The sequence below is a fragment of the Pseudomonas sp. AM8 genome (genome assembly GCF_036346475.1).
Lineage (GTDB): Bacteria > Pseudomonadota > Gammaproteobacteria > Pseudomonadales > Pseudomonadaceae > Aquipseudomonas > Aquipseudomonas marginalis.
On sequence record NZ_JAOTNX010000012.1, the window covers coordinates 148,260 to 167,452 of the forward strand.

Genomic DNA, 19,193 nt, shown 5'->3' on the forward strand with positions numbered 1-19,193 from the left:
GTTCAAAGCTCCGCGTACAGGCGACCGGGGTTGAAGATGCCCCGTGGATCGAGTTGCTGCTTCAGGTTCCGGTGGTAGCGCATCAACGTGTCGGGCAGCGGTTGGAAGGGACTGTCGATCAGGCCCGGGTGGTAGCAGGTCCCATGCCCGCCGGCTTTTTCGACCACCGCGCGAATGACGCTCGCGTCGGCGTCGGATTTGAGCCAGCGCTGGGCGCCACCCCAGTCGATCAATTGGGTACCTGGCAGCGACAATCGGGGTGTGTTGTGCGGCAAGGACAGGCGCCAAAGGGGCTGATCCTCATCGAAAAAAACCAACCGGTGTTCGTTCAGGTCTTGCCAGTAGGTCGCGTCCAGCAACTCGCCGCCCAAGCGCTCATGGGCCGCCGCCACCGAGCCTTCACCCCCTTCGAGCCGTAGGTGCAGGCGCTGGCCATCGTGACACGCGGCGCTGATCGGCAGCGGTTGCTGCCCCCATTCCGCCAGGCGCAGCAAGGCACGGTCGGTGTCCATTTCCAGGCTGATACTCAAGGTTTGCCGTGGTTTGGGCAGGACCTTGAGGGACACTTCGGTCACCACCCCAAGCGCGCCGTAACTGCCGGCCATCAAGCGCGACAGATCGTAGCCGGCGACGTTCTTCATCACCTCGCCGCCGAAGCGCAAATGCTTACCCTGTCCGGTGATGACCCGCGTCCCGAGGACAAAGTCGCGGACCGATCCTGACCAGGGACGCCGCGGCCCCGAGAGTCCGCAGGCAATCATGCCGCCGACGGTGGCGTGCTCACCGAAGGAGGGTGGTTCGCAAGGCAGCATCTGTTGCGCGGCGTCCAGCACTTCTGCCAACTCCGCCAATGGCGTGCCGCAACGGGCGGTGATCACCAGTTCCGTCGGGTCGTAGCTGACGATGCCCCGGTGGGCGCGGGTGTCGAGGACTTCCCCGGTGACTGCGCGGCCGAGGAACGCCTTGCTGTTGGAGCCCTGGATACGCAGCGGCGTGGCGTCGTTCAGCGCCTGGTTGACCTGCTCCAGCAGCGCTGCGCTGGCGTCGATAGGGTGTCCGCTGCGCATCAGAAACGCTCCAGGTCGGGGAAGGGCATCTGACCCAGATGAACGTGCATGGCGCCAAACTCGGCGCATCGATGCAACGTCGGGATGTTCTTGCCGGGGTTGAGCAATCCGCCGGGGTCGAAGGCGGCTTTGACGGCGTGGAACACGGTCAGCTCATCGCTATTGAACTGGGCACACATCTGATTGATCTTCTCGCGGCCCACACCGTGTTCACCGGTAATGCTGCCGCCGACCTTCACACACAATTCGAGGATCTTGCCGCCCAGGGCTTCGGCGCGGTCGAGTTCGCCCGGTTGATTGGCATCGAACAGGATCAGCGGGTGCATGTTGCCGTCGCCGGCGTGGAAAACATTCGCCACCCGCAGGCCGTACTCGCTGGATAACGCCGCGATAGCGTGCAGCACCCCAGGCAGTTCGCGACGCGGGATCGTCCCGTCCATGCAGTAATAATCCGGTGAGAGGCGGCCCACCGCCGGAAACGCATTCTTGCGCCCGGCCCAGAAACCCACGCGTTCGGCCTCATCCCGAGCCTGGCGCACTTCGGTGGCGTCGGCCTGTTCCAGCACCTGGCGCACGCGGTGGCAGTCGTCGTGGACGTCGGCTTCCACGCCATCGAGTTCACACAACAGAATCGCTTCGGCGTCCACCGGGTAGCCGGCGTGAATGAAGTCTTCGGCGGCGCGAATGGCCAGGTTGTCCATCATCTCCAGGCCGCCCGGGATGATGCCGGCGGCAATGATGTCGCCCACCGCACGGCCAGCCTTTTCGACGCAATCGAAGGCGGCCAGCAGCACTTTGGCGGTTTGTGGTTTGGGCAGCAGCTTGACCGTGACCTCGGTGATCACCCCGAGCATGCCTTCGGAGCCGGTGAACAATGCCAGCAGATCGAAACCCGGAGAGTCGAGGGCCTGGGAACCCAGGCTCACGTGTTCGCCGTCGACGGTCAGGATGTCGACCTTGAGCAGGTTGTGCACGGTCAGCCCGTACTTCAGGCAATGCACGCCACCGGCGTTTTCCGCCACGTTACCGCCGATGGAACAGGCGATCTGCGAGGAAGGGTCAGGCGCGTAATACAAGCCAAACGGCGCAGCCGCCTGGGAAATCGCCAGGTTGCGTACCCCCGGCTGAACCCGGGCGGTGCGGGCGGCGGGGTCGATGTGCAGAATGTTGTTGAAGCGCGCCATCACCAGCAGCACGCCTTTTTCCAGCGGTAGCGCACCGCCGGACAACCCGGTGCCCGCGCCGCGAGCCACCACCGGTACACGCCGCTCATGGCAGACTCGAAGCACGCCCTGGACCTGATCGATGTGGCGCGGCAGCACTACCAGCATGGGCGTGGTGCGATAAGCCGAGAGTCCGTCGCATTCGTACGGCTTGAGCGCTTCGCGCTGGTGCAGGATTTCCAGGTCAGGCAAGCGAGTCTGCAGGGCGTGCAGGAGTGCCTGTTTGTCGACGTCAGGCAGGACGCCGTCGACGCGTTCATCGTAGAGAATGTTCATAGTCGGTAGGCAACCCTCCGTTGTTTTTATTCGAGGTCTGTTCCGATGCAGCTGGCTTGCATCATTCGCCTGGATCACTTATTCATTTTAGGAATAAGCATAATAAAATATAGTCCTTGATCGTATTAGTCATCATGCTACCTTGCTGTCACCGGACCGCCGGATATGTTCAATCCTATTGTTATGGTACGACTATGGCCGGCGCCCGAATCTTCCAAATCAGCCTTGAGGCTCTGTCACATGACGGCGCCCATGTCGCGATTTCTCACGCCGACAATATCAGCACCCGTCCTTTTTCCTCCATTGCCGTTCCATCCGTTACCGGCAAACCTCTCCCTTGTCAGGCCAACAGCGAAGCCTGCAGTGCAATCAGCGAAGGCTTGGCGTTTCTTCTCTACGCCATGTGAATCGTCGTTGTGGGGCACTTCCATACCGTTAGTCCAGCCAATCATCTTCAGGTAATCCCGGTTTATGGGTTGCAGCTTGAAGTGTGAGTGATTGGGCGCCCGTTCCTAGCACGTTCTATCGCGACTGACAACAATGCCAAACTATTTGGATGACGCTCATCGAGCGGAAATCGTCAAGCTGAGCACTACCCTGACCAGTAAAACCGAATGGCCCACCTGGCTTTTGTTAGTCGGGTTTTATCTGGCCTGGGCGTTTATTGTTTTTTATGGGCAAGTACTTGGCGAAGTATTCAGCCTTGTCCTGCTGGTGCCACTGGTTGTGCTGTGGATGTCGATTCAGCATGAGCTTATCCATGGTCATCCAACCCGTTGGCCCGCCATAAACAAGGCCTTGGGATTTCTGCCATTTGCCGTGTGGTACCCCTACGACATTTACAGGGACACCCATTTGGCACATCACAACGACGAAGTGCTGACGGTACCCGGGCAAGATCCGGAAAGTCGTTATGTAAACGGTGCTTTTTGGTTGCGCTCGCCTCGGTATATCAGAACGTTGTTGTGGGTAAACAAGACCTTGGGCGGTCGCTTGCTTATGGGCGCGCCATTGGCGGTGACGGCCCTTGTGGGTAGCGAAATCAGAGGGCTGTTTCATACCGGTCGAATCGCTTGGCGGATGTGGGCCGCGCATCTACTCAGTGTTGGCGTAGTGCTGGCTTTGGTTGAGGAATACAGCGCCATCAGTGCCATACAGTACTTATTCCTGGTTTCGTTGCCGGCTTTGTCGATTGCCATGATCAGGTCGTTTTACGAACATCGTCCGTCAACGTATCCGGAACACCGCACGGTTATCAATGAATCGTCGGGGCTGTTGAGTTGGCTGTTTCTCAACCTCAATCTTCACCTGGTTCATCACGATCTTCCCGGTTTGCCCTGGTTTTACTTACCCAGGGTGTATAGAGCCAGGCGTGAACAATGGATCGCGCGAAACAATGGCTATGTCATTCATGGCTACTTCCAGTTATTGCAGAAACATCTGGTCAGTCCCGTGGATTGTCCTCGCCATCCTGCTGAGCACTAACACTAGGCAAGCTAATGTGGGCGTCGGAAAATGATACGTTTTGAAGCCATCAAGAAAACTCATAAAGGCAGCCCGCGAATGGCCGTGAGCGATTTAACGCTTCACGTCCGGGAGGGTGAGATCTGTTTATTTGTCGGGCCGAGTGGCTGCGGCAAAACCACCATTTTGCGCATGATCAACCGGCTGGATACCCAGGACAGTGGCCGCATCTGTGTCAACGGCGTGGCGACCGATGAACTTGACGTCGTTACGCTACGCCGCGGCATTGGTTTCATGATGCAGAGCGCCGCCTTATTTCCTCACCAGACGGTTGCCGAAAATATTGGCGCAGTCCCACGGCTGCTCGGCTGGAGCAAACATAAAATCCGCCAGCGCGTGAGCGAACTCATCTCCCTGGTTGGGCTTCAGCCGGAATTTCTGGACCGCTACCCTAATCAGCTGTCGGGCGGGCAGCAAAGTCGTGTCGCCCTGGCAAGGGCATTGGCCTCGGACCCACCGGTTGTATTGATGGACGAACCCTTTGCCGCGCTTGATCCGGTGATACGCGAGCGACTGCAGGATGAACTGGTTGCGCTTCAGAGACGTTTGCATAAAACCATTATCCTGGTGACCCATGATATGGAGGAGGCCATCAAGATTGGTGATCGGATTGCCATCTTCGAGGGCGAAGGAAAACTTGTTCAGTTCGATACCCCTCACAACATCCTTGCCCATCCTGCCAGCGAGTTTGTGAAGAACTTTATCGGCAAAGATCCGCTGTTAAAAAGACTTTCGCTGATGAAGGTTTCTGATCTTCCGGTGGATGAGGTCAGTTGTGAATTCAAACTTCTACTGGATGACAAGTCCAACCCGTTGAAGTGGGTCAGTGACTCGGACATGCCTGTTCCGGAGCTGACAACAGTGTCGAGTCACGACTCGTTGCATCACGCCCTAGTTAAGATGCTAACGGCTCCTATGGGTGTGGTTGTTCGCGTGGACGAGGCCGGCAGTTACGAAGGTTGCCTGTCGATTGCCAGCCTTCACAGCGCACTCAATGAACGCCGCTTCGGAAGTGCGCAATGATTGACTGGTCCTGGATCGTTGAAAACTGGCAGCAGATCGGCCAGCTGTTAGTCGATCATATTCAACTGGTGATCCTGGGCCTGTGTATAGGGATGCTGTTAGCGGGTGCAATGGTGCTCTTGACGTTGTGGCAGCCAGGATTGGCGCGGCCGATGATTTATGTCTGCGGCATACTCTTTACCATTCCGTCCCTGGCACTGTTTATTTTGATAATGCCTTTTACCGGGTTATCCAAGACCACGGCGGTCATTGGTTTGAGCCTGTATTCCTTGCTTATTGTGTTGCAGAACACCTTGGCGGGGCTTGCGAGTAACCCTGCTGACGTATTGGAGGAAGCCCGCGCGCTCGGGTATACGCGCATGCAGAGATTCCTCGGGGTTGAACTTCCACTGGCGTTGCCTGCGTTATTGGCGGGCTTACGAACAACCTCCGTCACGTTGGTGGGGCTGGTGACGGTTACTGCCTTGATTGGACAAGGTGGACTGGGCCAGCTGTTCATTACCGGGCTGGCTCAAAGTTTCACTACACCTGTGGCAGTCAGCCTGGTCCTGACCGTGATGTTGGCGTTATGTTTTGATTTTCTGTTTTATTCAATCAATAAATGGCTGGTGCCTTGGGTGCGCTGATGAACATGATCGCGGGTGTCTACCTTTGGTTTTCTCTTCCGGATAATTGGTTGGGTGAAAACGGCATACTGGCTCGGCTGGCAGAGCATATTTATTATGTGTCCTTGAGCCTGGTTATTGCTTGCGCAATAGCGTTGCCGCTTGGCGTATTGTTGGCTAACTACCGCAAAGGCGCGCAGGTGGCAATAGGGCTGTTCAATATTGGGCGAGCATTACCGTCCCTGGGCATTGTGATACTTGCAATCATGCTCATTGGCTATGAAGCCAGCACGGTGATTATCGCGTTGGTGACCATGAGCATCCCGCCGATATTAACCAATACCTATGTTGGCATCGATCAGGTGGATTCATCTCTGAAGCAGGCTGCCAGATCGATGGGCATGCGCAGAGGGCAGATGTTTTTTCAGCTCGAGTTGCCGCTGGCTTTTCCGCTGATCTTTTCAGGGTTCCGATCAGCCCTGGTGCAACTTATCGCCACGGCCACCATCGCCGCGTATGCAGGCTTCGGCGGGCTGGGCAGGTTTCTTATTGATGGACTGGGCCGAAATGATACGCCGCAAATTATTGGCGGCGCACTGATGGTGTCGGCACTGGCGATTGTCAGTGAGTGGGTTTGTTCAATGATAGAAACATTCATGGTTAGAAAATGGCGCGCGGGGAAAATCGAACTAAGCGCTACATGACCTGAGGCATTTGAAAGTGTGTATTAACTCTGCAGAGGTGCAAACCCACATGAAAAACAAACAACGTTCGAAGGCTCGCTCAGCGCACGCGGTTTCATTGTTGCTGGGGTTAGGCTTGCTGGTGGGCAGCGCGTTTGCCAGCGCTCAGTCCATCACCATTGGAGGGGCCAATTTTTCCGAGCAGACGATTCTCGCCAACATCTATGCGTCAGCCTTGAAAAATCAAGGGATAGACGTCAAGACCCGACTCAATCTGGGCAACCGCCAGATCATCGCCCAGGCCCTGGAAAACGGCGATATAGACGTCGTACCCGAATACCTGGGGTCACTGTTGAGTTTCTATGACGACAAGACCGCCCTGACCAGCCAAAAGGAGATCCTCAGCGCTTTGCAACAGAAGTTGCCGGCGGACCTCCAGCTGCTTGAGCCTTCGTCCGCAGGCTCCATTACCGCCTGGGCTGTCACCAAAAAGACCGCAGAAAAGTACAACCTGCGCACCTTGTCCGACCTGGCGCCCGTATCGGGTGATTTCACCCTGGGCGGGCCTCCCGAAGTTGCCACAGCTGCGTTAGGCCTGCCCGGGTTGAAGGCGGTCTACGGCATCAACTTCAAGAGCATCAAGTCGCTGGACATGGGCGGGCCCTTGTCGCGGCTGGCGTTGAATTCCGGCGCTATCGACGTGGCCACGGTGGTCTCCACGCAAGGCATCCTGGCGAAAGAGCCTTGGGTTGTCCTCGAGGACGACAAGCACCAACAGCCCCTGCAAAACATCACCCCACTGGGTCGCAAGGCGTTGCTGACCCCGGAAGTCACCCAGGTGCTCAACGAGGTCTCTGCAAAACTGACCGATGACGACCTCAAGCAACTCAATCGCCTGGTTGATATCGATCACAAGGACCCCGCGAAAGTCGCGGCGCAGTGGGTCGCCGAACATACCGTCAAGACGGCCCAGTGAAAATCAATGCGACGTGGGTAAGGTCGCGGAGGCGTTATGTCGAATAAAAGTATGATTTTGAATTTGTTCTTTTTTAATCCCCAGGGCGATCATCGTTTTTCCTGGCGCCACCCGCTGGCACCGACCCAAGAGATATTGACGCTGGGTTACTACGTAAAACTCGTGCAGGCGGCGGAGGCGGCGAAGTTTGATGCGGTTTTTGTCGCGGATCACGTCGCAGTCTGGGACTCCGTGGCCAGCGGGTTGAGGCACTATGCCAACGCCCGCCTTGAACCGATTACGTTGTTGTCCGCACTGGCTGCGGTTACCGAGCATATCGGGCTGATGGGCACGGCTTCGACGTCCTATAACGAGCCCTTCAACCTTGCGCGCTATTTTGCTTCGCTGGACTACCTCAGCGCAGGGCGAGCCAGTTGGAATATCGTGACGTCCTGGCTGGAAGAAGAGGCTTCGAATTTCGGATTGTCAGGCGTGACGAAACACGGTGATCGTTATCAGCGGGCCGAGGAATTCATCCAGGTCGTCAAGCAGCTTTGGGACTCCTGGGAGGAGGGCGCGCTTGAATTTGACAAGGGGACCGGCTACTTTGCCGACCCCTCGAAAATCCACCCGATCAATCACAAAGGCGCACATTTCAGCGTACGTGGGCCGCTTAACGTGCCGCGTCCACCCCAGGGCCATCCGGTCCTTGCGCAGGCGGGGTCTTCTGAAGCCGGCAAAAACCTGGCCGCCGCCCATGGGGACGTACACTTCTGCTTTATCAATTCGGTCGAGGAGGGACTGGCGTACAGGGCCGATTTGAATCGTCGACTCGAGTTGAAGGGCAGGCACGCCAGTGATCTGAAAATCATCACCGGCGTGCTGCCGGTGGTGCTCGGGGATGAGACTGAGGAGGAACGACGTCGGCACCTGGAGGACAGCCTGATTATCGATGCGGTGGCGATTGACCTGGTCTCCAGCTACACCCGCCTGGACCTGACAGGACTATCGCCGGACGGTCCGTTGCCAGCGTTGCCGGATGAGTCCGAGTTTGATGGCATTCGAACCGAGCTGGCCCTGCTCAAGCAGTACGACACTTCCCTGTCCATCCGCGAGATAGGGCGCCGGTTGGTCAAGAGCTCCAGCACCTGGCTGTTGATCGGAACGGCGGAGCATATTGCCGACAAGCTTTCAGCGTTATACGAGTCGAATGCCGTCGATGGCTACAACCTCATGTTTCCGTTTTTGCCCACTGACTTCGAAACCTTCACCCGTGGCGTGGTGCCTCTGCTCCAAGCCCGAGGGGTGTTCCGCCAGGAATATGAGCCCGGGACACTGAGGGATCGCTTGGGCTTGAAGACGCCGGCCAACCGTTTCCTGCTGTGAGCAGTATCAATAGCACCCTCTGAATGGATGTCATATGACCAGCGATCTATCCATGTACCTCGCTCCCGCCAGGGTTCTACACGCACAGGATGCCTGGCTTGAGCGCATCCTGGCGATTCTCGGCGAGCGCCGTGGGCAAACACAGATCGTTGATCTCGCGGCGCACTGGCTTTCCCCGGATCTGTTGTTATCCCAGACCTGCGGCTATCCATTCGTTACGTCGCTGCGGGGAAAGGTAAAGCTGGTAGGGCGCCCGAGCTATGAGCTTACCCATGGCTCTGGAGGGGACCATTGCAGTGTGCTGCTCTGCAGGGCTGATTCGGCCGTGACTGACCTGGCGGGTTTCCAGGGCCGCCATGGCCTGATCAACGCCCCGGATTCCAACTCTGGAATGAATTTATTTCGCCACACGCTGGCCGGGATCAGCGACCGAGGTTTCTTCTCGAAACTCACCTTCACCGGATCCCACAGGGAGAGCCTGCGAAGGCTTAGAGAAGGCGAGGGTGATTTGGCTTCCATCGATAGCATCACCTACGACTATCTTGCGAGAGATAACAGTGCCGAGATCGAAGGCCTCAGGATCTTGACACGAAGTGTGCGCAGTCCCTGCCTGCCTTACATCACCTCGATTGGTCAGGACGCCGCTTCAATCAGGAACGCAATGAACGAAGCCTTGGAGCAGCTTCCTGAGGTGTCCCGTGACCTGGCGATCAAGGAAGTCCTGCCCGCCAGTGAGGCTGACTATGAGTGTCTCCTGGAATATGAGCGCAGTGCGGCCAGTCGCGGCTTTTCGTTTGTAGCGTCCTGAGCGGCCCCATCTCAAACACCTGCTATGCGAAGGCCAACCCTTGATCTGCGTGCACACAGCCTGGGTGGAAATACCGTAGCGATCGTGCAACGACGGAAGCGCACCCGCATCGAAAACGCGTCCGGCAACAGCTGACAGGGATTGACAGGGGAGACGCCCACGCTCGGTGGCGCGGGGTGTTTTTGGCCGGTCAGATTGAAGCCCCTTGGCTTGGAGGCCGCCGTTAGTGAGCTAGAGAGTTCGATGGCGGGGTACGGCGTTTGCACAACACGTCGAAAAAACTGATTGGGGGAGGTGTTTGACCCTCCGCGCAGAGACAATTGACCTGAAACCAACCCTGATCATTGCGAGCTTGTGACAAAAGTATAATTTGGTCACTCGTTGTCAAGCGCTTTTCGGATGCGTAAGCTAGCTCGTATGAACAAGACATCCATAGCTTCCCCCAGCATCCGTGGCCCTGCCGATCATGAGATCCGGAATCAGATCGTCGCGGCGGCCAATCAGCACTTCAGTCAATACGGCTATAGCAAAACTACGGTTTCCGACCTGGCGAAAGCGATCGGGTTTTCCAAGGCGTACATCTACAAGTTTTTTGATTCCAAGCAGGCGATTGGTGAGGCTATCTGTGGCAATTGCCTGGCGGAAATCATCGCGGCCGTAGAACAGGCCATTAATGCAGAGGACATTTCGCCGACCGAACGTTTTCGACGTTTGGTGAAAACGCTGATCGCTACCGGGGTGAATTTGTTCTTCAGTGATCGAAAGCTCTATGACATCGCCGCATTTGCAGCGTCTGAGAACTGGCCCTGCGCTCAGCAATATGATGCCTTGGTCAGGGGCTTCGTGGTGCAGATTGTGCGTGAAGGCCGAGAGATCGGCGAATTTGAACGCAAAACACCCTTGGACGAAACAGTCGATTCGATCCACCTTGCGCTGCGCCCTTTCGTCAATCCGTTGCTTTTGCAATACAACCTTGACTTCGTCGAGCTGGCTCCGGTCCTCACCTCCAATCTCATTCTGCGTAGCTTGATGCCGTGAGCCTGCGTTAATCATCTCTATCACTTTGCTCTGATATCAACGCTTGGATGATGGTGAACACCGATCCAGGTGGACACCATTTTCCGGGGCGCGGTATTAATTCCAATCCGGGGCCTGATCCCCACATTCACAGCCATGTATCAACCCTCACTACGTAACTGAGTGGATTATCCGCGCAGCATTTGCCGCGTAGCCATGCATGTTCATTTGCTGAATTTGTGACGATTGACATAAATGGTCACATGAATAAATATGCTGTACCTATCCTGGAGGAATCGCCGTGGCGCGCACGATCTTCGTAAATCTGCGCTGCGGCCCCTCCCGGTAGCCCGCGCTCAGCGTGACGCTCTCTACCGCTTTATCCCGATGATCTATCGAGTCCTAATAATGAAAAAAATACTGCGCAGGACCCCGCTTGGCCTTGCTGTTGCCCTCTCGTCGACTCAATTGTTCGCGAGCGGTTTCGCTCTCAATGAACAAAGCATCAGTGGGATGGGCTCCGGATTTGCCGGCCGTTCTTCATCTGCAGAAGACGCGAGTACCGTCTTCGGTAATCCGGCCGGTATGTCTCGCTTGAAAAAAGAGCAGGCCAGCGTCGGGGCGGCAACGCTTTTCGCAAAGGCCAATATAAGCCAGACGCGCAGCACATTCGGGGGACAGGAGGACGGGGACATGGTGCCGACCACCACAGTGCCCATGGGTTACTACGTCAAACCCATCGATGAGCACTGGGCGTTCGGTGTGGGTTTCTATGTGCCGTTTGGGCTAATGACCGATTATGGCAGTGGGTTCGCCGGCCGCTACTACGCCAACAAAAGTGAGGTCACGACCCTTACGTTTCAGCCCACCATCAGCTATGCGTTCAACGACAAGGTCTCGATCGGTTTCGGACCGACCATCAACCGTATCAGTGGTGAGCTTTCCGGGATGGTGCTCAATCCACTCAGCCCGGGCCGCAATGACGGAAAACTCAAAAGCACCGGCGATGACACGGCGCTTGGGTTTAACGCGGGTATTCTAGTGCAGGCGACAGATCGAACTCGGTTGGGTCTGACCTATCACTCCAAGGTCAGCTACCAGCTGGATGCCAAGACCAAGCTCACCGACGGCATCTTCAGTGTGCTGGGTGTAAGCGGTACGAGCTATGACGCTTCCTTGGATGTGGACACCCCGGAATCAGTCGATTTTTCCGTGACTCATCAACTCAACAGTGACTGGACGCTCTACCTGGGGAGTACGTGGACGCGCTGGAGTCGCTTCAAGGAATTGGTGTTCGAAAACAGTGGCTTGCCTGCGGCGTTGAGCGGAACACTGAGTCGTATTACCGAGGAGCAGAATTGGCACGACACGTGGGCGCACGCTATCGGCACGGCGTATAAGCTGAACAATCAGTGGGTTCTTCGCGCCGGCTTCTCGGTTGACCAGTCACCCGCCAACAACGTCAACCGTGGGCCGCGAATCCCTACCGGTGACCGGAAAGTCATCAGTGTCGGGGCAGGGTGGACGCCGGCAGAGAATGTCACGATCGATGTGGCGTATTCCTACCTATGGGAGGAAAGCGTGCAGGTCAATGACGTATCCGCCTCAAGAGGCGCCTACAGCTCGAAGTATAAAAATAGCGCGAGCGGTTTGGGCACTTCTGTCAGCTATCGATTCTGACTCACTGCGTGGCCTGAGAGCGGATACCTAGTGAATCAGGTATCCGTCGTCGGAGGCATTGCCTGGCCCGCTCAAACACCCATTACGCGCGACATCAGGCCCTGGTGAAGTCGACGGGGTGTGGCCCAGGTCAAGACCGCAATAGCCTTGTTGCCAAAGCCCGGCACGACGCTGATGCGGCCTGCGTGCAACGCTTGTATCCCTGCACGCACTACAGGCTCGGGTTGCATCATGACCCTCTTCAAGACCGGTGTTATCTTTTGTTTGGCACTTGCTGCAAACCCGGTATCCGACATGCCTGGACAAAGCGCTGTGACCACCACACCGTCTTGTTTGAGCTCACGATGCAGGGCGTCGGAGAATCTGAGTACGTAAGCCTTGGCGGCAGAGTAAACCGCAAAATTCTTCACGCCCTGGTAGGACAGCAGGCTGGCAGTCATCAAGATATGCCCCTTGCGCCTGGCCCGCATATCCTCTGCAAACAGACGAGTGATGGCGGTCAGGCTGGCGACGTCCAGGTCGATCATCGCCAGGGAGCTTTCCAGGGGCTCATCCAGGAATGCTCCCTGCAAGCCGTAACCCGCATTGTTGATCAGGACATCGACCACCGTATTGCTGTCACGCAGGCGCCGATGCAGATCGATAATCACATTTATTGATGAAAGATCTGCTTGCTGCACCATCACGTCGACGTCGAAACGACTACGCAATTCGTCCGCGAGTGCTTCAAGCTCGTTCAGCCTGCGGGCCACCAGAATCAGCGATTTCCCTTTTGCGGCGTACTGTCGGGCAAATTCCTTGCCGAATCCGCTGGACGCTCCAGTAATCAGCACCCATGAATTTTCTCTCACTGTCATCTTGCATACCCCTTGTTTGAATCTCGAAAACCGCCCGTGTCATCGGCTCGTCAGTTGGCTATCCGAGGGCTGCCAGCCGCCGCCCAGCGCCCTGAACGCGGCGACTGCCGCGCGTGCCGATTCGGTTTGTGCCTGCGCCCGAGCATCGGAAGCCTGAAGCAGGGTCTCGTCAGCGTGCAGGACGTCAATCAAGCTTGCCGTGCCTTTTTCATAAGCAGTGAACGACGATTGGCGCGCTTGAGTCAGAGACGTCTCGCCCCCAATAAGGGTGGTCGCTTGGGCGTCCCGATTCACCAGTGAGGAGAGCGCGTTCTCGACATCCTCGGTGGCGCGCAGCACAGACTGACGGTAAGCGGCCAGGGATTCGGCTTCCTGTCCCTTGGCTTGATCGATTTGGGCGTTAATGCGGCCAAAGTCGAAGAGTCTCCAGCGCAGTCCCAGTACGCCCGACGATTGACTGGCGCCGCCGGAAAAAAGATTGCCTGCCGATACAGCCGTCGCACTCCCCAGTAATGCGCTCAGAGAGAACTTCGGGTAGTACTCGGCAATCGCCTCTCCGATGCGTGCGTTTGAGGCGGCAAGGCGGCGCTCGGCCACTATGAGGTCAGGCCTGCGGCGCAGTAAGTCGGCTGGCGTTCCCATGGCCTTTAACTGCGGCGCTGCCGGAATGCTTGCGACCATGGCAAGTTGCGTGCGATGAGTACCGGGTGGCGTGCCGAGCATGACATCGAGTGAATTCATGGCCGCATCCAGACCGGTCTGCAGGACCGGTACGGTGGCTTGGACCTGTGCTAAAGCCCCCTCGGTCTGACGAACCTCATGGCTGGCGGCAAGTCCCTTGCTGTAGAGCAATTGGACTTTCTCCAGCAGCCCCTGCTGGGTTTTGACTTGTCGATTCGCGATGTCCAGCCGAGCCTGCAATCCGCGGACAGTGATGTAGATATCCGCAGTCTGTGCGGCAATGGCCAATCGTGTGGCCGCGGCGCCTGCCTCGGAAGCTTGGTACTCGGCCAGTGCCGCCTCGCGTCCGCGTCGCAGGCCGCCAAAGACATCCACTTCCCAGCTGGCATTGAGGTCGGCCTCGTAGGAACTGCCATAGCGATCATAGCCAGGGGTTGAGTTCAGCACCTGGCCGAGTGGCGTCTCGACTGATTGGTAGGCGCGGGCGGCCTGGCCGCTGATGTTTCCCGAGGGCAATAAAGCGGCATTGGCGGCGCCTAGTCCTGCCCGCGCCTGCGCGACTCGCGCCTGGGCTTGCGCCAGATCAAGGTTCTGTTCAAGCGCCTTGGCGACGAAGTCGGCGAGCAGTGGATCACCGAAGCCCTCCCACCAGATGACGAGGCTGGCAGGCGTCGCCCCTGGTCTCTGCTCGACAGAAGACTGGCCCAGGTAACGGTCCGGGAGCGGGGCGTCCGGACGGCGATAGTCCGGACCGACCGCACAACCTGTCATCAAGCTGGCGCTGATCAAAAAAGCAGCGGGGCGGAGGGAGTGCATTGGGATTCCTTGAATCGAACATTGTTTGTGACCATATTACTGTACGGTCACTCTCTGTCAATTGAGGCCTCTGGGCTAAATTCAGGTATGACTGAAAAATATCGTTCAACCCCGTCATGTGCTGCTTTGGAATATGCAGTCCTGCATCAACCCAGCCTCGTTGTAACGGGGTCATGAGCGATCGCGTAGTGGGGTGGTGCATCCTTCTGCGCCATTGGAGAACTCGAATGTGACCGTTGACAATAATAGTCACCAGTCTGAATATATGATCCCTGTTCTTTCTATTCAATAAGGGAACCTATGCTCCGGCTCCGACCCATCCCCATTGCAGCCTGCTTGTTGCCTCTCGTCCTGACGGCGTGTGGTGACTCATCCAACATTGACGATCCGCGCACGCAGGCTCCTCTGGTAAGGCCCGGAACGGTTGAGGGCTCCTCAGAGACGTCACGTTCATTCACGGGGGTAGTGGCGGCCCGCGTGCAGGGTGATCTTGGTTTTCGGGTCTCCGGCAAGATCCTCGAGCGGCTGGTCGATACCGGCCAGAGCGTTAAACGCGGTCAGCCGCTTATGCGCCTTGACCCTATCGACCTGGGGTTGCAGGCGCGAGCACAGCAAGAGTCGGTCACCGCCGCCAGGGCCCGCGCCAGGCAGACCGCCGATGACGAGGCGCGATATCGCGACCTCGTCGCCGCAGGGGCTGTTTCTGCATCGGCCTACGACCAGGTCAAGGCCGCAGCGGATAGCGCAAAGGCGCAGCTCAGCGCCGCACAAGCCCAGGCCGATGTCGCCCGTAACGCTTCCGGCTACGCGGTGTTATTTGCGGATTCCGACGGTGTCGTGGTGGAAACACTCGCAGAGCCCGGGCAAGTCGTCAGCCCGGGGCAGCCCGTGGTTCGACTGGCCCGCGCAGGCCAGCGCGAAGCCATCGTGCATCTGCCCGAGACGTTGCGTCCTGCAGCCGGATCCACCGCGCAAGCGACGCTTTACGGCAGTACCGCAGGGGCTGTTACAGCGAAGCTCAGGCTGCTTTCTGATTCTGCCGACCCAGTGACGCGCACGTTCGAGGCGCGGTATGTGCTTGAGGGCGCGCTGGCCAATGCCCCGATAGGCTCGACGGTCACGCTGCGGATCGCAGAGGGCGCCGCGCACGGGCAGGTGCTGCAAGTCCCCATCGCAGCCCTTTATGACCCAGGCAATGGCACCGGTGTGTGGGTGATCGCAGGCTCGCCGGCAAAGGTGAGCTGGCGTCCTGTTCAGGTGCTGGGATTGAGCGACGATGCCGCACGCGTGGCAGGCGATCTCAAGGTCGGTGAGCAGATCGTCGCGTTAGGCGCCCATCTGCTGCGCGATGGAGAGGACGTGAGAGTGCCCCGGCAGGATGACGCCCATGTTGCCGGGAGTCATCCATGAGCGAAGGCCGCTTTAATATTTCTGCGATCGCCGTTCGTGAGCGATCCATTACGGTATTCCTGATCTTTCTGATCGCGGTTGCGGGCACCCTGGCGTTCTTCCAACTGGGGCGTGCGGAGGATCCACCGTTTACGGTCAAGCAGTTGACGGTCATTACTGCCTGGCCGGGGGCTACTGCGCAGGAAATGCAGGACCAGGTCGCAGAGCCACTTGAAAAACGCCTGCAGGAATTGAAATGGTACGACCGCTCGGAAACCTATACGCGGCCCGGTCTCGCTTTCACCATGGTGTCGTTGTTGGACCGCACGCCACCCTCACAGGTGCAGGAAGAGTTTTATCAGGCACGCAAAAAGCTCGACGACGAAGCCACCAAGCTACCGGCGGGTGTAATCGGGCCCTTGGTCAACGACGAATATTCGGACGTGACGTTTGCGCTGTTCGCCCTCAAAGCCAAAGGCGAGCCGCAGCGGCTGCTGGTGCGTGATGCTGAGTCGTTGCGCCAGCAACTGTTGCATGTGCCGGGCGTGAAGAAGGTCAACATCATCGGTGAGCAGGCCGAGCGAATATTTGTTTCGTTCTCCCATGATCGGTTGGCCACCCTGGGCATTGCGCCTCAGGACATCTTTGCCGCGCTGAATAATCAGAACGTGCTCACGCCCGCCGGTTCGATTGAAACAAATGGGCCGCAAGTCTTCCTCCGCCTGGACGGCGCCTTGGACAAGCTGGAGAAGATTCGTGACACGCCGATTGTGGTTCAGGGGCGCACGCTCAAGCTCTCCGACGTGGCCACTGTCGAACGTGGCTATGAAGACCCGGCAACCTTTCTGGTGCGCAGTAATGGAGAAGAGGCCCTGCTGCTGGGGGTCATCATGCGCGAAGGCTGGAACGGCCTGGACCTGGGCAAGGCGCTGGACGCCGAGACGACCAAGATCAATGAAGGCATGCCACTGGGCATGACGCTGACCAAGGTGACCGATCAAGCCGTCAACATCGACTCGGCCGTTGGCGAGTTCATGGTCAAGTTTTTTGTCGCGCTGCTCGTGGTGATGCTTGTGTGCTTTCTCAGCATGGGCTGGCGTGTAGGCGTCGTGGTCGCAGCTGCCGTGCCATTGACACTGGCGATCGTGTTTGTGGTGATGGCGGCCACCGGAAAGAACTTTGACCGTATTACCCTCGGTTCATTGATCCTGGCGCTCGGGTTGCTGGTAGATGACGCGATCATCGCGATCGAAATGATGGTCGTGAAAATGGAGGAGGGCTACGACCGCATCAAAGCCTCCGCGTATGCCTGGAGTCATACGGCTGCGCCGATGCTCTCTGGCACACTGGTAACGGCGGTTGGCTTCATGCCAAACGGTTTCGCCCAGTCCACTGCCGGCGAGTACACCAGCAACATGTTCTGGATCGTGGGCATTGCTCTGATCGCTTCCTGGGTTGTCGCAGTGGCTTTCACCCCTTACCTGGGCGTGAAGTTGCTGCCAGACATCAAGCAGGTAGAGGGTGGGCATGCGGCTATCTACAATACCCCGCGCTACAACCGCTTCCGCCGGGTCCTGACCCGGGTCATCGAACTCAAGTGGCTGGTGGCTGGCACGGTTATCACGCTGTTTGTCGTGGCCGTCCTGGGCATGGGCCTGGTGAAGAAGCAGTTCTTTCCGACGTCAGATCGTCCCGAGGTGATGGTCGAGGTGCAAATGCCCTACGGAACCTCCATCGAGCAGACCAGTGCCACCGCGAAAAAGGTCGAGGCCTGGCTGCAAAAGCAGGAAGAGGCAAAAATCGTCACGGCCTATATCGGGCAGGGCGCGCCGCGTTTCTTCCTGGCGATGGCGCCAGAACTGCCGGATCCGTCATTCGCCAAAATCGTGGTGCTGACGTCCAGCCAGGAGGCACGTGAAACCCTCAAGCTGCGTTTTCGCGAGGCGGTCGCTGCCGGGCTCGCCCCCGAGGCCCGTGTCAGGGCGACTCAAATTGTGTTTGGGCCGTATTCACCCTATCCCGTCGCCTACAGGGTAATGGGGCCTGACCCGACGAAGCTGCGCGAGATTGCGGGCCGTGTACAAGCGGTCATGCAAGCGAGTCCGTTGATGAGGACGGTCAACAGCGACTGGGGCCCTCTGGCGCCGACTCTGCATTTCAGCCTGGATCAGGATCGCTTGCAGGCGGTTGGACTGACCTCCAGCGCCGTCGCCCAGCAGTTGCAATTCCTGCTGACGGGCGTGCCGATCACGTCGGTTCGTGAAGACATTCGTTCAGTGCAGGTGGTTGGGCGCGCCGCAGGCGATATACGTCTGGACCCTGCGCGGATTGAAGGGTTTACATTGGTGGGCGCCGCGGGCCAGCGGATCCCGCTGTCCCAGGTCGGAGAGGTGGATGTGCGCATGGAGGATCCGATCCTCAGGCGCCGTGACCGTACACCGACGATCACCGTGCGTGGCGATATTGACGAAGGCCTTCAACCACCTGATGTATCGGGTGTGATCATCAAGCAACTGCAGCCGATTATCGACACGCTCCCCGCCGGCTATCGGATCGAGCAAGCGGGTGCAATCGAGGAGTCGGGCAAGGCAGGCCAGGCGATAGTGCCGCTGGTTCCGATCATGATTGCGCTGACGCTGCTGATCATCATCGTCCAGGTGCGTTCGATCTCGGCAATGATCATGGTGTTTTTCACCGCACCGCTGGGACTTATTGGCGTGGTGCCGACGCTGCTGATATTTCATCAACCGTTTGGTATCAACGCCCTGGTTGGGTTGATCGCGTTGTCGGGCATCCTGATGCGTAACACGCTGATTCTGATCGGGCAGATCCATCACAACGCCCAGGAAGGCCTGGATCCCTTTCACGCCGTCATCGAAGCCACGGTACAGAGGGCTCGCCCGGTACTGCTGACGGCGATGGCGGCCATCCTGGCATTCATCCCGCTGACCCATTCTGTTTTTTGGGGCACGCTGGCCTACACACTGATCGGCGGTACTTTGGTCGGCACCATCATGACGTTGGTGTTCCTGCCGGCGATGTACGCCATCTGGTTCAAAATCCGCCCTGGCAACGCGAGCAAGGCTCAAGCAGTGCAACCTGCCTGAACAAAGGGTGTTCGAGGGGAGGGCGCCGGCGTCCTCTCGTCGGTCAACTCGCCAAAGCTGCTGCTTCTGTAGGCGCGGATTGAACAAGGACGAGGA

At 58.0% G+C, this 19,193-nt stretch carries 16 protein-coding genes; 11 read left to right on the top strand and 5 right to left on the bottom strand.

Going from position 1 to position 19,193, the window contains the following annotated elements; genetic code table 11:
* Positions 1 to 2: 2 nt before the first annotated feature.
* From glcE to V3W40_RS25825, 3 genes are all read right to left on the bottom strand, one after another.
* Positions 3 to 1,067 (bottom strand): glycolate oxidase subunit GlcE, encoded by a 1,065-nt coding sequence (gene glcE, locus V3W40_RS25815; protein WP_330215871.1) that lies wholly within the window; start codon positions 1,065 to 1,067, stop codon positions 3 to 5.
* Positions 1,067 to 2,566, bottom strand: coding sequence for a glycolate oxidase subunit GlcD (glcD, locus tag V3W40_RS25820; protein WP_330215872.1), 1,500 nt, complete (start codon positions 2,564 to 2,566; stop codon positions 1,067 to 1,069). The genes glcE and glcD overlap by 1 nt, the downstream gene beginning before the upstream one ends.
* A gap of 236 nt (positions 2,567 to 2,802) precedes the next feature.
* Positions 2,803 to 2,997 (bottom strand): hypothetical protein, encoded by a 195-nt coding sequence (locus V3W40_RS25825; RefSeq protein ID WP_065948712.1) that lies wholly within the window; start codon positions 2,995 to 2,997, stop codon positions 2,803 to 2,805.
* A gap of 109 nt (positions 2,998 to 3,106) precedes the next feature.
* Here V3W40_RS25825 and V3W40_RS25830 point away from each other — a divergent pair, with 109 nt between their 5' ends.
* The 9 genes from V3W40_RS25830 to V3W40_RS25870 all read left to right on the top strand — a co-directional run bounded on the left by V3W40_RS25830 (position 3,107) and on the right by V3W40_RS25870 (position 12,247).
* Complete coding sequence (locus V3W40_RS25830; protein WP_330215873.1) at positions 3,107 to 4,051, top strand: fatty acid desaturase; 945 nt, start codon at positions 3,107 to 3,109, stop codon at positions 4,049 to 4,051.
* A 30-nt stretch (positions 4,052 to 4,081) separates the two neighbouring features.
* Positions 4,082 to 5,113 (top strand): ABC transporter ATP-binding protein, encoded by a 1,032-nt coding sequence (locus tag V3W40_RS25835; protein ID WP_330215874.1) that lies wholly within the window; start codon positions 4,082 to 4,084, stop codon positions 5,111 to 5,113.
* Entirely contained in the window at positions 5,110 to 5,739 is a 630-nt protein-coding gene (locus V3W40_RS25840; RefSeq protein ID WP_330215875.1) for an ABC transporter permease, read from the top strand. The genes V3W40_RS25835 and V3W40_RS25840 overlap by 4 nt, the downstream gene beginning before the upstream one ends.
* Positions 5,739 to 6,422, top strand: coding sequence for an ABC transporter permease (locus tag V3W40_RS25845; RefSeq protein WP_330215876.1), 684 nt, complete (start codon positions 5,739 to 5,741; stop codon positions 6,420 to 6,422). Before V3W40_RS25840 ends, V3W40_RS25845 begins: the two co-directional genes overlap by 1 nt.
* A gap of 49 nt (positions 6,423 to 6,471) precedes the next feature.
* On the top strand, positions 6,472 to 7,377 hold the full coding sequence (locus V3W40_RS25850; RefSeq protein ID WP_290024039.1) for an ABC transporter substrate-binding protein: 906 nt from the start codon (positions 6,472 to 6,474) through the stop codon (positions 7,375 to 7,377).
* A 36-nt stretch (positions 7,378 to 7,413) separates the two neighbouring features.
* Positions 7,414 to 8,742 (top strand): LLM class flavin-dependent oxidoreductase, encoded by a 1,329-nt coding sequence (locus V3W40_RS25855; protein ID WP_330215877.1) that lies wholly within the window; start codon positions 7,414 to 7,416, stop codon positions 8,740 to 8,742.
* A gap of 34 nt (positions 8,743 to 8,776) precedes the next feature.
* Positions 8,777 to 9,550, top strand: coding sequence for a phosphate/phosphite/phosphonate ABC transporter substrate-binding protein (locus V3W40_RS25860; RefSeq protein WP_137211796.1), 774 nt, complete (start codon positions 8,777 to 8,779; stop codon positions 9,548 to 9,550).
* A 417-nt stretch (positions 9,551 to 9,967) separates the two neighbouring features.
* Positions 9,968 to 10,588, top strand: coding sequence for a TetR/AcrR family transcriptional regulator (locus tag V3W40_RS25865; protein ID WP_137211797.1), 621 nt, complete (start codon positions 9,968 to 9,970; stop codon positions 10,586 to 10,588).
* Between the two features lie 387 nt (positions 10,589 to 10,975).
* Positions 10,976 to 12,247: an OmpP1/FadL family transporter gene (locus V3W40_RS25870; RefSeq protein ID WP_137211798.1), complete on the top strand. Its 1,272-nt coding sequence runs from the start codon at positions 10,976 to 10,978 to the stop codon at positions 12,245 to 12,247.
* A 71-nt stretch (positions 12,248 to 12,318) separates the two neighbouring features.
* Here V3W40_RS25870 and V3W40_RS25875 read toward each other — a convergent pair whose 3' ends face one another.
* Both V3W40_RS25875 and V3W40_RS25880 read right to left on the bottom strand, forming a co-directional pair.
* A complete protein-coding gene (locus V3W40_RS25875; RefSeq protein ID WP_330215878.1) occupies positions 12,319 to 13,104 on the bottom strand; it encodes an SDR family NAD(P)-dependent oxidoreductase in 786 nt (261 codons plus the stop codon).
* Between the two features lie 39 nt (positions 13,105 to 13,143).
* Positions 13,144 to 14,601 (bottom strand): efflux transporter outer membrane subunit, encoded by a 1,458-nt coding sequence (locus V3W40_RS25880; protein WP_330215879.1) that lies wholly within the window; start codon positions 14,599 to 14,601, stop codon positions 13,144 to 13,146.
* 300 nt (positions 14,602 to 14,901) lie between these two features.
* On the opposite strand from V3W40_RS25880, the gene V3W40_RS25885 reads away from it, so the two are divergent.
* Together V3W40_RS25885 and V3W40_RS25890 are read left to right on the top strand one after the other, a co-directional pair.
* Positions 14,902 to 16,011 carry an efflux RND transporter periplasmic adaptor subunit gene (locus tag V3W40_RS25885; RefSeq protein ID WP_330215880.1) on the top strand — a complete coding sequence of 370 codons (1,110 nt, stop codon included), beginning with the start codon at positions 14,902 to 14,904 and terminating at the stop codon, positions 16,009 to 16,011.
* The gene (locus V3W40_RS25890) at positions 16,008 to 19,097 is read left to right on the top strand and encodes an efflux RND transporter permease subunit (RefSeq protein ID WP_330215881.1); all 3,090 of its coding nucleotides are present in this window, start codon (positions 16,008 to 16,010) and stop codon (positions 19,095 to 19,097) included. Before V3W40_RS25885 ends, V3W40_RS25890 begins: the two co-directional genes overlap by 4 nt.
* Positions 19,098 to 19,193 lie beyond the last annotated feature (96 nt).